Source organism: Halobellus limi (genome assembly GCF_004799685.1).
Classification (GTDB): domain Archaea; phylum Halobacteriota; class Halobacteria; order Halobacteriales; family Haloferacaceae; genus Haloquadratum; species Haloquadratum limi.
Window position 1 is genome coordinate 51,379 of record NZ_CP031314.1, and the last position, 15,207, is coordinate 66,585.

The following is a 15,207-nucleotide window of genomic DNA, read 5'->3' on the forward strand; positions in this document are numbered from 1 at the left end:
GACCGTGTTCCGAGCCGTCCCCGCTGTGACCCAGGGGATCCCGTTCGGCTGGCAGATGGAAGCCCTCACGACCACGGGTAGCGGCGTACGTTTCCGTTACTTCTTCAAACGACCACTGCAGTTTCACGCTTCAGTGCGGGACCAGGGGCTCAGTGGTTCACCCATCGTGATTTGTTCGTCAGCGAGAAGCCGATCGTGTGCTACACACGCTGCAATGCCAAACAGTGCGGACACGATTCCGATGACTCCAAAGGGAGAAATCACGAGTTCTCCCCTACCTGTCAGGAATACTGACGTGAATACACCAAAAATGAATGATCTATGAAAAAACGTCGCGGCGAGCACCGACCGGGCCCGGACGGTCAGGTATGTGTATATCGGCGACCAAGCCAGGGTCGCAATAGTCATTGTGAAGACCCCGATCACTGGCTCGTCCGGGAACTGGAGCCCGAGAAGGATGAGCGGGGTGTGCCAGATTCCCCAGATTACGCCCGTCCAGAGCGACAGTTTCCAGAATCCGAGTGGTGCCAACTCCGAGAGCAACAGCCCCCGCCAGCCGAGTTCTTCGCCGAAGGCGGCGAGCGCAAAGAGCGTTCCTCCGAGGACGAGTCCTAGACCGGTCAAGAGAATCACTACCGGAACGCCGGTCGTCTCCAATTCTGCGATAGTGTCCACGGCTTCTGCCTCTGTGAAACCGAGTTCAATCAAGAACGCCGAATAGTCAGTCGTAAATGTGGTATCCGGAAGTATGAGACCGACGCCAATCATCGCGGCGGTCAGTCCAACCGGTGCTACCCACCCAAGGGCAACCCACCGGATGCGCCCGAGGTAAATACCAGATCCCTTCCGAATGGACACTCGGCGAAAACGGAGGAGTGTGATCGCCGCGAAGGCAGGGGCTCCCATGAAGATGATAGTGCCAACGCCTTGCCCGGCACTACTTCCGAGATCGACATCGGCAAAATAGAGCGCAGTCACACCACCCCATGAGATGGCAAACGTGAGGACGACGAACGTCGAGAAGCGATGGTTCCGAACGAAGCTGTGGAGGGAGGTCATGGTCGGTCTCTAGCGTAGAGTTCCACTCTAGATTACAAAAACTCGCGTCCCTGCTCTCATCGTTCGGGAAGGTTCTAGTACCACCGTAGATGGCCGACCCGTGTGGCGCCCGTGCCAACGACCGGTTCGATGAGATTGAGGGGACGTTTCATCGTACTGGATTCGACGGTTCCGAGCGCGATTCGGGACTGGTTGAGAGCGTCGAGGGGCCAGAGACGAACACCAGCGCGACCGAGATTAGTCCGAGTCCAACAATCAAGATAGCCAGCGACTGATTGCCGGGTTCGAGCAATCTTGACCACCCGAGTGTGCCATTATATGCGCCATGAGCGAGGACTACAACCGGGACGCTACCGCCAGCACTGTTGAATAGCCACGCGAATATGATTGCGAGCGTTAGACCCATCACGGCGAATGGAACTAACGGGAACTCCGACTGGGACGTCCCCGGAAGTACGAATAGCGGGAGATGCCACACCACCCACATGACCGCGACGATACCGCTTGCGGCAAGCGCACTATGCTGTTTCTGAAGACGCGCCTGGGCGAACCCGCGCCATCCGGGTTCCTCGAGTCCACCGAGCACGAGGCCAATCAGGATGGCACCAGGAAGAGTGGTGAGTGGCTGGAGTCCGGTGAGTCGAAGCTGACCGTCGGCGAGTACCGAGTCAATGGCAACGAGGGTGACGAGAACAACGAGCGGGACTCCAATCGAGACAGCATACCAGACAGGTGAGATACGCCAGCGGAACAAACGGTCTCGGAACTCGTCAAATGAACCGACGAGCCTGGCGACGATCACTCCTGCGAATAACGGTCCCAACCCACCAAGCAGGAACAGAAGGGTACCGACGGGTCCCATCGGGTTGGGTTGGAGGTACTGCAGTCCCCACGCCACCCAAGAAAACGTGTACGCGGTGGCAGCGTACGCGAGTATCGGATGCCGGCGTGTGAACGTCGAAATATTGGACATGAGCCGTTCACCCGGCGACCGGTGGTCGAAAATCGCTCGTTCGATGGTCGTGTGCCCATCGGTAGTATCCCCAGACCCCGATTACGACAGGGCCAGCCACGGCGAGGAGCAGAAGGAACTGAATATCCGCCGATCCCTCAGTAGCGTACCGAACGTTAGCCACGATCGGCGCGAAGTTGTACGCACCGTGCAGCAGTCCGACGAAGATTACGTTCCGGGTCGTCTCGTAGAGGACTCCAAAGACGAGCCCCGCCACGAGCAACAGAAGGAGGTTCAGAGGAAGCTGGGAGACGTCGAGCCCGCCAATGAGAAGTCGCTGCGGGACGTGCCAGAGGGCAAACAACACTGCGGCAACGACGATCGCGAGGGCTTTCCTGAACCGATCCTGTCCACCGCCGAGGAGCGCAATCAGTTTGTTTTGCATGTAGGCTCGGGCGACGAGTTCTTCTGCGATACCGACGAAGATCCAGTTGATGAGGGCGTACACGATGATCAGGACGGGTGTTAGATCCGTGTAGCTCCACGACAACTGACCCCCCGTGACGACTGCGACCAAGAGGAGAAGCACGTTCAACACGACGATGATGCCGACGAACCAGGCCGTCCCCGACCGAGCGTGCGGCCACGAGAAGCCGACGTCCCGAGAACGGATGCCTTCCAGGCGGAGGACGCCGTACCCGACACTCAGCATGATCGCCCCGGGAAATACGTTGAGGACGACTCGCCACGGATCGGTCGATGACAACCCAAACACGTGCTGGAGTGTCGGCGTGACGTAAGCGGTCCAGCCAGCAAGAAAGATCGCCATGAACGCGATAAACACGCCCAGGAGGGGAAGTCCGGCTCGAAACGTGAGAGGTTCGGCGTTGTGTGAATCCAGACCAGCGTTTTTCATCAGAAACACCCCCTCTAACGTGCTTATTGCTCCCTCGGAGCTCCCGATTCACGGCTCGTCGACTGCGCGTTCGAATAGAGATACGCGCCCACATAGCCGCCGACCGCGCTCAACCCGATGATCCAGGCGAACAGCAGCGGGAACATGACCAACAGGATGATGGCGAGTTCCACGCCACCGGGAACTCCTAGCGCTCCAGGCTGCCAGAGGAAGAGCCCGAAGCCCAGAATGAGCACCAGGAGTATCGGAACGACCGCGATACCACCAGAGATGGCTCCGGTCTTCGCACCGCGCTTCGGGGGCACCTTCTGTAGGTAGCCTGCTATCGCCCCGCCGAGCAGTGCCGAGAAGCCCGTGAACGAGAGGACGATCGTTACTACTGCGCCGATGGCTGCATTCTTGAGTTCGGTTCGTTCGACCATGCTAGATAGTCGAACTAGCAGCAAAATAGAGTGCACTCCCTGGTCCCGCGGGCCGAGAACCGCCCCTTGATGTAATGTATTTTGAATTCACATATCCATTCGTGATGGCCTCAAATCCCGCCTCCAACCAGGCTTCGGGAGCGGCTGAGTCTACGCTCTCTCTCATCCTCCGGCGAAACCTCGGTGCTCCCCTCCGGGTACAGACGTACAAGAACCTCCTGTATCTCGCCCTCGCGTTCCCGCTCGGACTCGTGTACTTCGTCGGTCTCGTCTTCGGCGTGGCGCTCGGCTTTGGGCTGCTTATCACGTGGATCGGGCTGCCGATCCTCCTCGTGACGCTCTTTGCTGCGACGGTTGTCGCTGGCTTCGAAGCCGCGCTGGCCAGATACCTCGGCGGCGTGAACGCCTCGGTACCGACGTTCCTCGCAGAGTTCGACATCTCTGGCGGGCTCGTCTTCCCGGGGAACGGGTTCGTCGACGCTGTCAAGCGACTCGTAACGGCCCGGACAACTTGGACGAGTGTCGTCCTCGTGCTGGCGAAGTTCGGGTTCGGACTGCTCTCGTTCGTCGCACTCACCGTCAGTGGTGCCGTTACGGGTGCGTTCCTGGCAGCCCCGTTCATCTACGACGATCCGGATGTGATCCTCGGAGTCGGTGGGGTGGTCGTCGACGGCGACTACACCGTCGGCCCATGGGTCGTCGACACGTTCCCCGAGGCACTCGTGGCTTCCGTCGTCGGTGTCGTGTTCCTATTCGTCGCGCTCAACCTCCTGAACAGCCTCGCCCGATTCCACGCCCGGTACACCGCCAAGCTGCTTCAGGTAGACGACGAGGGGTTGTGATCTACTATGAGTCGTATGCATTCTATTCGCCAGCGGATCGAGGAGCACCCAGTCCTCGCGTTCTTCATCGGTGCCTACGCGATCACCTGGGGGATTTGGTTCCCGGTACTGACTGCGATCGATCGTGGGTGGATGGCGTACAACACGACCGCGATCCTCGTCCTCGTCGCCGGAAGTTTCGGGCCGCCCGTCTCGGCCGCCATCGTGACGTACCTCACCGGCGGGAGTCTGAAAGGCTGGTTCTCGCAAGTGCTCCGGTGGCGCGTCGCGCCGCGCTGGTGGCTCGCCGCGCTCGGCCTCCCGCTGGTCCTGTACGCGCTCATGGCAGGAATCCACCTCCTGCTCGGTGGACGATTGAACTGGAGCGAAGTCAATCCACTCGCGTCCATCCCGCTGGCGTATCTCAACATCTTCATCTGGGGCGGTGGCAACGAGGAACTCGGCTGGCGGGGATTCGCGCTCCCCTATCTACAGGAACGATACAGCGCCCTCGTCTCGAGTCTCATCATCGGCGTCGTCTGGGCCGTCTGGCACGCACCCGCTGGTATCATCGAGCGGGGCGTCACCGGCTGGGCGGTCGACTTGCCCATCTACGCGGTCATCGTCATCGGCATCTCGATCGTCGCAACGTTACTGTACAATAGTACTGGGGGCAGCGTCCTGCTCACGATGGTGTTCCACGCCGGCGTGAACGCAGGACAGGGACTCTACCCCGTCGAGGGGATGTTCACGCCGACCGGCGAACTCGCCCGCTTCGTGGCGTGGGCGGTCCTCGTCGGCGCGCTCTTGCTGGCGTTCGGCTGGCGGAGCCTCGCTCGTGGTGACGTCGCCGGCGCCGCACAGGCAGGAGCACGTCATCTCTCGGATGGCGACGAAGCGAGACGCCCACACCCGACGGACTAACACCATGACACTACGTTCCACCTCCCGATCCGCCGACGGGGAATCGTCGATCGAGTTCGAGCGACGGTTGGGACCACCGGCGCTGTTGCTCGGTGTGACGGGGCTGATCATCGTGGTCGTCCCACTCGCGATCTACCCACACCTCGAGAGCCGGTTCGGCTTCTTCGTCGTCCTGTCGGCGACGTTCGCCGTCATCGCTGGGATTGGCTGGATCGCTCTCCGGCTCGACGGGGTCACCGCTCGGGCCGTGGGGCTCGGTCGGGAACACATCCTGCCGGGCGTTCTCGCCGTCGTCGGGCTCTACGTGCTGCTCAACGTCGTCGGTGCCGGAACGGTGTTGGTCTCTGGTGAGGGCATCAGCATCGAACTCTCGGACGAGTACGCGTCGGCCGGGATGTGGGCTGTCGCCGGGATCGCGTATCTCGCGTTCAACGGGATGGCCGAAGAATTCGCCTTCCGGGGCTACCTCCAGAACAAGGTCATCGCGCTATTCGGTGGCAGTAACAATCGAATCAGAAAGGCCGGCGCGATCTTCGCCGGTGTGTTGCTGTTTGCCCTCATCCACATCCCCCAGCGAGTCTTGATCGGCGGCGTCACGTCGCCGGTCGCCATCGCCCAGTCGTTACTGGGGATCGTCCTTCTGGGGCTCGTCCTCGGGGTGCTGTACGAGTACACACGCAACGTCGTGTTCGTCGGCGTCCTGCACGGAACGTTCAACTGGCAGCCGATCGTCGTGGCAGAGGTTCCGGTCTCCGAGCTCGCGTTGGTCGTGGGCATTCCGGCCCTCCTCCTCACGGCATGGTACTACCGTCGGTGGGCGAGCGGGACGAACGCCCCCGAGTTCTCCCCGCAGCGACAACGGGGGGTGAGTAGATGACCGCCTGGCAGGACAGAGCGTCGAGAACGGGAGCATGGAGGGAACCTTCGTCCACTCGTTCGGCAGCTCATCGCGTATCGCACGGCAAGATGCTTCGCAGTTTCACCATCACGTCATGAATTCAATACACGCTCACGACGCACCGACGTTCGAAGAAGTGCACACTGCTCGCAGGGGGCTCCTCCTCTATTTCGGTGTGGTCCTCCTGATATCGATTCCACTCCTGTATCTGATTATCAGTGCCGGGACTCCCATTGAACAGCAACTCGAGTACATCATCCCACTCATGTGGACGCCAGCGATCGCTTCGGTTGTCGCACGACTCGGCAACGGCGAGGGATTCGAGGACCTGTCGTTCCGACTGAGGCGTCGCGAGGTGGTCGTTCGGGTGCTCCAGGCGATACTGTTCCCGTTCGGCGTCGGCGCCATCGCGTACGGTGCAGCCTGGGGAGTCGGTCTCGTCGAGTTTGCTGCTCCGGCAGGAACGTCGGACCCGCTGTCGGCATTCGCTGGTGACCTGCTCTTTGCCGCGACGATCGGAGCAGTCGTCGGTGTTATCTCGGCAGCAGGCGAGGAGATCGGATGGCGGGGATATATGACCTCTCGGCTGATTACTGCCGGGGTACCAGCCCCGATTTTGACGGGGGGCGTTCTGTGGGGCTGCTGGCACGTCCCCGCGATTCTGACTGGACAGTACGCTGCGGGACGCTCCCGGATCCTCTCGGCGGTACTGTTTGTCGTCGTGGCCGTGTCACTGACGGTGCTCTGGTCGGCGTGGACGCTGGAAACTGGAAGTATCTGGCCGGCGATACTGGGTCACTCCGCGTGGAATGCCGTCATTCAGGGGCCGTTCGACGCGTTTTCGAGCGGTGCGCTGGCGACGACTTGGGTCGGCGAGTCCGGACTGCTCGTCGTCGCTGCGACGATCATCGTCGTTGTCGTATTCACCTCCGATCGAGTTACCAATCGACTCGGATCCTTGTCGAGTCCCTCTCACTGAGCCCATCGATTCCGTGTAGCAGCACGTGGGGACTATGGTTCCGACTCTCGGGAGTGTACTCACGAGCGTCGAATCCGGGTCACAGTGAGACGCGTCCGTCGTGACCAGTTGCCGAGCGACCGAGGAGACCGGGGTCAGTCGATCGCGGGACCCGTCGTCTGTGGCCGAAAGTCCGTCGGCCGTGCGTCCCTGGCCCACCGCCGGTAGAGCAGAAGGGCGACGATGGCCAGCGGATAGACCAGCAGCGAGAGATCGGTCATCGGCTCCCCGGTCTCGCCGACCACGAAGACGGGATTGAGGTCAAACGTGCCGTGGAGGAGCCCGACGAACACGATATTTCGGCTGAGTTCGTAGAGCGTTCCGAGGACGACCGTATAAATCGTTATCGCCAGAAGTGACAGGAGTATCTCTGGACCCACGATTCCTCTGACGACAACCATCTGCGGGATGTGCCAGAGCGCGAAGAGCGCGGAGGCACCCAGGATACCGACCGCCATGCGGACGCGGTCGGTTCCGCCACCGAGCATGGCGACGACCTTGTTCTGGAGGTAGCCCCGGAAGGCGAACTCCTCGGCGATGCCGACGAATATCCACAGCGTGACTGCCATCCCGACGACTTGGCTGGCTGGAGCACCCACCGGGAGACCGTTCGTCGGACTCGCGGGCAACCCCAGCGCCACAGCATCGCCGCGGAACACCAGGAGCGCGTACGAAGCCACGTTGATGACGAGCCAGATGGCGACAACCAGGACGACGCCCGAAACCATGCGTTCACGATCGAGTCCGATGTCCGCTGCAGAAACCCCTTCCCAGCGGAGCACTCCCCATGCAAACACCGCGACACTCGTGATCGCCGTTGCGGTAAAGAGCCTGCTCCAGAACGGTGTCCGTGGCAACCGCGGATCGGCCAGGAGGAACATCACAGGCACGGCAAGTGTGGAAACGAGAAAGAAGACGAGAACGGGCTTGAGTGAGGGTGAAAACGACAGTTGTGTCGCCGTCGATGGCTCGTTCCAGGCGCTGTTCGGGGGCTCTGTCGGCGAGTTATCCAGGGAGGTCATGTCTGTAGATAGTGTAGCTTCGCTACTAAATCGCGGCTACAAGTCCCGACTTCTGAGAACACGATACGGAGCGGTACCATTCAGCAGGCCGCGTCTACATGAACATCGGGTCCGCACTCTCGGATAGTTCCTTTAGAGATCGGCAAGCAGTGGTATCGAGAAGTCGTTGTATGCCCGCAATTTCAGAGGAACGGTGCGATACCACTGTATACGCCGACCAAGATGATCGCGTCGTAGAGTCCGTGAATGAGTATCGGGATCAGCAGATTCTCTGTGTACTCGTAGACGGCCCCGATGATGGCTCCGATGACCACGATGAGCCCGAGATTGAACAGGACACCGGGCGCGAGGAGACTCACGTTTCCGAGGAGGTAGTTGGGTATGTGCACCGCGGCAAACAGGAGTGACGCGAGGGCGATTGCCCCTCTGGGCCCGAAAGCGCGACGCAATCGGCCCTGAATCGCACCACGGTAAAAGAGTTCTTCGCCCGGACCGACGAAGACGATCGCGACGACCGCCATCGCGAGGAACACCCACGGCTCTGCAGCCCCGGCTTGAGCGAGCGCGTCAGGTGGGTTCTCGAGTTCTGTCGCTGAATAGACGAGTGCCTGTAGTCCATATACGACAAACATCATGACGAGCCCGCCAGCCAGCCACTGGACGCCGTTCTTCGAGGGCTTACGGAACGGAATCCCGTCGAGCCGGCGAGTCAGATATACTGCTCCGATACCGATCAGTGCAAGTTGATTGAAGACCACGATTACGACGAGCGCCGTCGGATCAGCGAGCGTGAGTCCGACCGCAGACAGAATTGCTACCCCGATAACACCAGTAAGCAGCGATTGCCCTACGATGGCAACGAGCAGGAGTCCGAGTGCGACGAGCACAGCGAGAAGTCGCGGGTCGAACCGTTGGAATCGACTTCCTCTGTGTGATTCGGTGGTGCCTTCAGTTGACATATATGAATATACGTTATAATATCAATAAAATACCAGGAACATTCTCAGCGACTGGGAACGGGGTGCCTACACGGCCCCTTCGGATAGACACTGACTCGACTGGAGAACAAATCGCGGTCCCCCTTGTTCAGTGAGACTGCTGGTGCGCCTCGGACCGTGGCCAGCACGATGAAGACGAACGAGACTGCCAAGAAGACTGGAACGGAGTGTTACTCGCCGACGAGGTAGACGATGGCAGAGCTGCGGGGTGGTACACATAGCAGAACGGGAGATGGACATATTCGACCGTCGGCTTGATTGGTAGTCGATCGCGTAGCGCCGGAATCCCCTGTCCACAGCGGAACTGCAACGTCGATAGCACGACGTCGCCCTCACACGACGAAAACGAGAAACACTGCCAGTAAGACCGGCACGACGTGTCTCCTCCCGAGAACGTAGACAATACCCATCGCCAGCGGAAGGACCACCACTTCGAGCGTGGGATGCATCAGATAGTGGAGTGCGCCCCAGGTGAGCGCGAGGCCGATGCCTCCCCACGGCAGGTACGTTCGACCGAACCACTGGTCGCCAGCTCGCTGAAACAGCCCGATCATGAACACCACGATCGACGCCTCGAACAGGTAGTACAGACCCTGTAGCAGGAACACGACCGACCCATCGACCGGCCCATACAGCCCGACGAAGAAGGCGTGTTCCCCCAGCGCTTGCGGTCCGAGCGACTCGTTGGCGATCGTAGCCATCACGATATTGTCGACCACGTGGAGCGCGACGGCAGCGAGACTCGCGACGAGAACGCGCCCCTGCTTACGCCACGTGAACATCTGTCGGAAGAGTCCGCGCTCGCGACTCCAGTAGTACATCCCTCCGACAGCGAGCGCCCACACCCCGGCGACGAGCACCCGGTTGAGAGCCATCACCGTAGCGTCCACGGGGTATCCATTCGAATCGAGCGTTCCTCCGAGGAGTGCGTCTATGGAAACCAGTGCCACGACGTCCCACAGAAGCACGACCTGCAAGAGAATCCCGGCTCCGAGAAGCTTCCACCCGGCGATATCGGATACTCTCCGGAGGGTCTCGCCACTCGTGGATGACGGAGCCGTTGTCGAATCCATCGAGCCCATACGTAGATCCCGGTATCGCTGTATCATCGATGTGTCTCACGTTCCCGCCCAACGAGAACGGTGGGCCGAAGTAATGTCGATGTAGGTACCAATTGGGACTGTGAACGTCGATGGAAAACAGGTCGAGAGGTATTGATCAACCGGAAACCCCAATCACGGAGGGTCCCGGTCGTCGCTGGGAAGCCACACGGGTCGTGTTGAGCGTCATGTACCTGCTGGGGGCACTCGCGCACGTCGCACTCGGAGTTCTGGCCCCCGAGATATACGCTCGGTTCGCCGATCAAGCGTTCGTAGGTGTCTATACGGACGTCTGGACTGGACTCGTCGTACCGAACCTGTGGATCATGCAACCGCTGGTCACCGTCTTCGAATTCGGGCTCGCGGTTGCCCTTCTCTGGCGAGGGCGTGCTGTGCTGGCTGCTCATGCTGCCGGTGCCGTGTTTCAGGCGGGATTGGTCCTGTCCGGGCCGTGGGGTCCGGTCAACGCCGTCCTCACCCTGGTCCACGTGGCGGGACTCAGATCCTCGTATCCGGAGACGATCGTCACAGTCGCCAGTCGGCGCCTCCAGGAGGTGGCCTGATGCGCTCGCTTCGAGCCGCGGGTCGAACACTCGTCCTGCTCGGTGCACTCGGTGCCTCCGTCGCGGTCGGTCGGCACGCCCACCGACGATACGAGTCGGACATGCGACGAGCGTACGCCGCCATCGAGGCGTCGGCAACCGAGACAGTCGAGACGTCGATCGGGACGGTCGAATACTGTACGCGGGGTGACGGCGTCCCGGTACTGGTCTCGCACGGCATCGTCGGCGGGTTCGACCAGGCAATCCAGACGGGCGAGGGCCTGCTTGAGACAGACGCCCGACTCATCGGGGTCTCCCGGTTCGGGTATCTGGGCTCGGAGCTACCCGAGCAGGCCACGCCCGAGAATCAGGCACGGGCATACGTCGAGGTGCTCGACGACCTCGGTATCGACGACGTCGTCGTGATCGGGACGTCGGCTGGCGGCGCACCGGCGATCAGGTTCGCGCTGGACTACCCCGACCAGACCCGTGGGCTGGTGTTGATCGGGTCGACTGCGCCGAACGAACGTCCGCTGGTCGGACCGACCGGCCCACCGCACGCCATCCTGAATGATCCCGTGTTTTGGCTTCTCGTGAACCACGCACCGCGGGCCTTCCACGCGCTGTTCGGCATCGACAGGGACGACTACCGGTCCGCGTCGCCCGAGGGACGCCACCGAGTCGACGCATTACTCGACACGCTGGTCCCCGTCGAGCCGCGAAAACCGGGCATCGTCAACGACGCACGCGTGACCAACACCGCGATGGTCGAACACCACGACGAGTACACCCTCGAAACCCTCGACGTGCCGACACTGGTCATCCACGCCGAGGACGACCCGCTCGCATCGTTCGAGAACGTCGAGCGAATGGTCGACCGGATTCCAGACGCCGAGTTCCTGCCGTACAGAACCGGCGGTCACCTCGTCTTCGGCCACGGGGACGTGATCAGGCGAGCTGTCACCGACTTCGTGACATCAACATAGCAGCGACGGTCCTTGAACCAGATAGATCGGACGTCAGCTCGACGGGTGGTTCTTGGAAAGCGCGAAGCACAGATACCATTGTATTGTAGACAGTTCGAGACGAACGAGAGATGAGTGCGCCCGATGGTACTGGAGCGACTGAGGCGGCTGTCCCGACGTTACGTCGCGACCTCGGTCTGTTCGAGGTGGCCGTCTACGGCATCGGACTTATTCTCGGCGCCGGCATCTACGCGGTTCTCGGCGAAGCCGCGGGCGTGGCGGGCGAAGCGTTACCCCTCTCCTTTGTCGTCGCCGCCGTCGTCGCCTCGTTCACCGGGCTGAGCTATGCAGAACTCGCCTCGCGGTTCCCGAAGGGATAAGGCGACTACGTTTACGTCCGGGAAGCGTTCGAGAGCAAGCGGCTCGCGGAGCTGGCCGCGTTCCTGCGCGTGTTCGTGGGCGCCGTCTCGGCGGCCGCCGTGGCACTCGCCTTTGCCGGCTACCTCGGGACGTTCGTCCAGGGCCCGACCGTCCCGGTGGCCGTGGGACTGGTCGTCCTCGCCACCCTAGTCAATTTCTGGGGGATCGACGTCTCCGCGAAGCTCAACCTGCTGTTCACCGTCGCGGAGGTCGCGGGACTCGCGATCGTGATTTGGTTCGGCCGGACGACGTGGGGGACCGTGGCGGTCTTCGAGGCACCGTTCGGCGTCCCCGGCGTCGTCGAAGGTGCGTTTCTTGCCTTTTTCGCGTATCTCGGCTTCGGCTCCATCGTCAACGTGGCCGAGGAGACCGAGAATCCGACGCGGACCGTCCCGCGAGCGATCCTGCTCGCCATCGGGATCACGACGGTGTTCTATATCCTCGTAGCGCTATCCGCGGTCGGCGTGGTCGACTGGCAGGTGCTGGGTGACTCGGCCTCGCCACTGTCCCTGGTCGCACGGGCCGCCGGGGGAGATGCGGCAGCCGCGCTCGTCGGAGCGATCGCCCTCACCTCGACCGCCAACACGGTCCTGATACTGCTCGTGTCGACGTCACGGCTTGTGTACGGCGTCTCGAAATCGGAGTACAGATCCTTCCCCACGATCTTCGCACGGGTTCACACGGATCGCCGGACGCCGTACCTCGCTATCGCTCTCACCGGTGGCATCACGATACCGTTCGCGCTGCTCCGGGATCTCGGACAGGTGGCCGGCCTCGCGAACGGCGGCCTGCTCGTCGTGTTCGTGCTCATCAACGGCGCGCTCCTGAAACTGCGGTTCGACGCACCGGACACTCGCGGCGGGTTCACAGCCCCATTGACGGTTGGACGCCTCTCGATAACTGCTCTCGCCGGACTTTGCTCCTCGCTCGGACTGCTGGTATTCTACGTGTCCAGTTTCGTGTAACATCCCCAGTGACCGGCAGTACGAGTGCCAGGAGGAGCCGGGGGACAGACTATATATCGTTCCCACCGACCGAGAACGTTCGCTTTGATTAACGATTTCGGAGCGCGTACTATGATGCGTGAACAGCAATGTCTTCCGCCACCACTTCTCCGATCGGCCGCTGGCGAGTTGATCTCACGGGAATCAGGGAAACGTCGTGGCCCGTCATCGCCGCAATCATCCTCCTTGCAGCCGGGTATCCGGTTTTGATCTGGTCCAACCGCGAGTTCGTCCTCACTGTTTCCCAACCGATCGTAGACGCGACCGGCGGTCTTGTGCAGCCCACGTTACTCGTGTACCTACCGGTTTTACTGGTCGTGATCGGCGGAGTGATGCTCTGGGCCGGCCGTCTCCGGCTCCGTGACCTGAGCCTTCGCCGCGATGATCTCCGGACGGGCGTGGTCGTGACGGTCGGCGTGTGGCTACTCATGCAGGTGGTCGGCGTTGCCGTCCTCCTCTGGACTGGTGAGCCGGTCCAGCTCAACGAAACCTGGTTGGCGGGCGGCGCGCTGGCGGCGATCGGCGCACTCGTCGCCCAGCTGTTCGGCAACGCGCTCTACGAGGAAGTGGTCTTCCGGGCGTTCCTTCTGAACCAGTTTCGTCACACGATCCAACGTCGACTCACCACCGCCGCGCGGTGGTCGGTCCTCCTCGCGCTCGTCGCCTCACAGGTGGTGTTCGCGCTCATCCACGTGCCAAATCGGCTCGTGGGGGAGGGACTCGCGCTCGGGCAACTCGGCCCGACGCTCCTCCTGCTGTTCGTCTGGGGGACCCTGCTTGCAGTCGTCTACTACCGGACGGGGAACCTGTTCGTGGCGATCGGTGTCCACGCGTTTATGAACACGCCGACAATGCTCGTCGGGCCGCCCGACGTGGGCATCCTCACGGCGATTGTACTCGGAATCCTGATCGCCGCGCTCTGGCCACGACTCGAACGATTCACTGATGGAACCCGCTCGGACGATGTCGACGACTCGTACCAGCAACCAAGCAATTGAGGTCTGTCATTACGTTTGGCAGGAAGCGAGGAGCGGGCTGCCGATCGTATCCATGATTCCGGCCGCGAAGTTCGACTCCGGACTCGGTGCGCACCTGTTCTCGGCACCAATCGCGAAACCTATGTACGACACTTACTCGCGCACTTCGGATCGTTTCATCAGGGTTTTCGCCAGCCGCCCGGCTCACTGAGTCGGGGTATTGGCATCTTCGTTCGGCATCATTCGAAGTCGGTGCAATCGTGGCCAACCGAGCAGCAGGATCAGTACACAGAGCCCGACCACGACACGGGCGATCGGCTGTGTGAGGAACAGCGACGTGGGGTCGTTCGACAGGACGTGGACACCCATCGCAACGAAGAGATTCCCCGTTCGGAGGTACACGAGTGCGAAGATACTCCCGAGTACGAACGTGATCAAGAGGTCCTGCCACAGGGGGAGGCCCAGTTGGGTACCGGCGACGAGTCGAGCGGGTATGTGTACGAGTGCGAACAGGAGTTGTGAACCGACCACCGCAAGACCGAGGCTCGCCCGACGGTCGTCAATGAGTCGTCGGGCGAGAAGATACCCTTGGGTGAGAAAGAGCCCGCGATAGATTGTCTCTTCCATTGGTGCCGTCCCGAATACCTCTGCGAGCAGATTGCTCAGCATACCTCTCGATCCGATCGCTTGCCACAGCGGCGAGAAGGTAACCGGTCCGGTGATCCCGGAGACGACGACCCCGACGAGCTGGACGACGACCCAGAGGACGCCAGTCACGATGATACCCTCCCGGAGATCATCCCGGTCAAGCCCGACGTGAACTGGATGAAGACCACCGACCAGCCACACGAGACCGCCAATAATCACCCCCAACTGGAAGAGCCCCACGAGCAACTGGGACGTGACTAGCCCACCGGTCGCTCGCATGATCGGTCCAAAAACCGGCGTTTGATTCGGGGGGACTGAGAAGACGGTATAGTTGAAGAATGCAGTGAGCGAGACCTTGACGATGATGACCAGGACGAGAAGCCACAGTGCTATCCGTGGCGTCTCGTCAAGACGGAGTGCGACCCAGTTTATGCGGGGGGCTCTGTTCGTAGCGCTCGATGAATTCGAAGCGTCCTCATCGGAAGGGCTGTCTTCTCGTGCGGTCATTTCTGTAAATCTAG

18 protein-coding genes are annotated in these 15,207 nt (G+C 61.4%); 10 read left to right on the forward strand and 8 right to left on the reverse strand.

The annotated features are described in order from the left end of the window. Positions 1 to 123: 123 nt before the first annotated feature. Together DV707_RS17680 and DV707_RS19350 are read right to left on the reverse strand one after the other, a co-directional pair. Complete coding sequence (locus tag DV707_RS17680) at positions 124 to 1,059, reverse strand: CPBP family intramembrane glutamic endopeptidase (RefSeq protein ID WP_103992987.1); 936 nt, start codon at positions 1,057 to 1,059, stop codon at positions 124 to 126. Positions 1,060 to 1,207: 148 nt separating this feature from the next. Continuing rightward, positions 1,208 to 1,645, reverse strand: coding sequence for a CPBP family intramembrane glutamic endopeptidase (locus DV707_RS19350; protein ID WP_394337417.1), 438 nt, complete (start codon positions 1,643 to 1,645; stop codon positions 1,208 to 1,210). Here DV707_RS19350 and DV707_RS19130 point away from each other — a divergent pair. Further along, positions 1,529 to 1,795: a hypothetical protein gene (locus DV707_RS19130; RefSeq protein ID WP_235010851.1), complete on the forward strand. Its 267-nt coding sequence runs from the start codon at positions 1,529 to 1,531 to the stop codon at positions 1,793 to 1,795. The genes DV707_RS19350 and DV707_RS19130 overlap by 117 nt on opposite strands. Positions 1,796 to 2,039: 244 nt before the next feature. On the opposite strand, the gene DV707_RS17690 is transcribed toward DV707_RS19130, so the two are convergent. Together DV707_RS17690 and DV707_RS17695 are read right to left on the reverse strand one after the other, a co-directional pair. Then, positions 2,040 to 2,927 carry a CPBP family intramembrane glutamic endopeptidase gene (locus tag DV707_RS17690; protein ID WP_103992989.1) on the reverse strand — a complete coding sequence of 296 codons (888 nt, stop codon included), beginning with the start codon at positions 2,925 to 2,927 and terminating at the stop codon, positions 2,040 to 2,042. Between the two features lie 23 nt (positions 2,928 to 2,950). Then, the gene (locus DV707_RS17695; RefSeq protein WP_103992990.1) at positions 2,951 to 3,349 is read right to left on the reverse strand and encodes a DUF5518 domain-containing protein; all 399 of its coding nucleotides are present in this window, start codon (positions 3,347 to 3,349) and stop codon (positions 2,951 to 2,953) included. A gap of 104 nt (positions 3,350 to 3,453) precedes the next feature. Between DV707_RS17695 and DV707_RS17700 the strand changes: the two genes are divergently transcribed. The 4 genes from DV707_RS17700 to DV707_RS17715 are packed head-to-tail and all read left to right on the forward strand — an operon-like array spanning position 3,454 to position 6,971. After that, entirely contained in the window at positions 3,454 to 4,191 is a 738-nt protein-coding gene (locus DV707_RS17700; RefSeq protein WP_160113972.1) for a sensor domain-containing protein, read from the forward strand. A 15-nt stretch (positions 4,192 to 4,206) separates the two neighbouring features. Then, positions 4,207 to 5,094, forward strand: a complete 888-nt coding sequence (locus DV707_RS17705; protein ID WP_160113973.1) for a CPBP family intramembrane glutamic endopeptidase — start codon at positions 4,207 to 4,209, stop codon at positions 5,092 to 5,094. A 4-nt stretch (positions 5,095 to 5,098) separates the two neighbouring features. Beyond that, positions 5,099 to 5,971 (forward strand): CPBP family intramembrane glutamic endopeptidase, encoded by an 873-nt coding sequence (locus tag DV707_RS17710; RefSeq protein ID WP_160113974.1) that lies wholly within the window; start codon positions 5,099 to 5,101, stop codon positions 5,969 to 5,971. A 34-nt stretch (positions 5,972 to 6,005) separates the two neighbouring features. Continuing rightward, entirely contained in the window at positions 6,006 to 6,971 is a 966-nt protein-coding gene (locus DV707_RS17715; RefSeq protein ID WP_103992993.1) for a CPBP family intramembrane glutamic endopeptidase, read from the forward strand. Positions 6,972 to 7,105: 134 nt separating this feature from the next. Here DV707_RS17715 and DV707_RS17720 read toward each other — a convergent pair whose 3' ends face one another. From DV707_RS17720 to DV707_RS17730, 3 genes are all read right to left on the reverse strand, one after another. Next, complete coding sequence (locus DV707_RS17720) at positions 7,106 to 8,032, reverse strand: CPBP family intramembrane glutamic endopeptidase (protein WP_136361943.1); 927 nt, start codon at positions 8,030 to 8,032, stop codon at positions 7,106 to 7,108. Between the two features lie 182 nt (positions 8,033 to 8,214). Continuing rightward, positions 8,215 to 8,991, reverse strand: coding sequence for a CPBP family intramembrane glutamic endopeptidase (locus tag DV707_RS17725; protein WP_103992994.1), 777 nt, complete (start codon positions 8,989 to 8,991; stop codon positions 8,215 to 8,217). A 371-nt stretch (positions 8,992 to 9,362) separates the two neighbouring features. Continuing rightward, positions 9,363 to 9,905, reverse strand: coding sequence for a hypothetical protein (locus DV707_RS17730; RefSeq protein ID WP_146063908.1), 543 nt, complete (start codon positions 9,903 to 9,905; stop codon positions 9,363 to 9,365). Between the two features lie 413 nt (positions 9,906 to 10,318). Between DV707_RS17730 and DV707_RS17735 the strand changes: the two genes are divergently transcribed. From DV707_RS17735 to DV707_RS17755, 5 genes are all read left to right on the forward strand, one after another. Further along, positions 10,319 to 10,693 (forward strand): hypothetical protein, encoded by a 375-nt coding sequence (locus DV707_RS17735; protein WP_136361944.1) that lies wholly within the window; start codon positions 10,319 to 10,321, stop codon positions 10,691 to 10,693. After that, positions 10,693 to 11,658, forward strand: coding sequence for an alpha/beta fold hydrolase (locus DV707_RS17740; protein WP_103992997.1), 966 nt, complete (start codon positions 10,693 to 10,695; stop codon positions 11,656 to 11,658). Before DV707_RS17735 ends, DV707_RS17740 begins: the two co-directional genes overlap by 1 nt. A 110-nt stretch (positions 11,659 to 11,768) precedes the next feature. Further along, complete coding sequence (locus tag DV707_RS17745) at positions 11,769 to 12,017, forward strand: amino acid permease (RefSeq protein WP_103992998.1); 249 nt, start codon at positions 11,769 to 11,771, stop codon at positions 12,015 to 12,017. Between the two features lie 51 nt (positions 12,018 to 12,068). Further along, a complete protein-coding gene (locus DV707_RS17750; RefSeq protein ID WP_338072206.1) occupies positions 12,069 to 13,022 on the forward strand; it encodes an APC family permease in 954 nt (317 codons plus the stop codon). A 371-nt stretch (positions 13,023 to 13,393) separates the two neighbouring features. Next, positions 13,394 to 14,059 carry a CPBP family intramembrane glutamic endopeptidase gene (locus DV707_RS17755; protein WP_160113975.1) on the forward strand — a complete coding sequence of 222 codons (666 nt, stop codon included), beginning with the start codon at positions 13,394 to 13,396 and terminating at the stop codon, positions 14,057 to 14,059. Between the two features lie 183 nt (positions 14,060 to 14,242). Here DV707_RS17755 and DV707_RS17760 read toward each other — a convergent pair whose 3' ends face one another. After that, complete coding sequence (locus DV707_RS17760; RefSeq protein ID WP_103993001.1) at positions 14,243 to 15,193, reverse strand: CPBP family intramembrane glutamic endopeptidase; 951 nt, start codon at positions 15,191 to 15,193, stop codon at positions 14,243 to 14,245. Positions 15,194 to 15,207 lie beyond the last annotated feature (14 nt).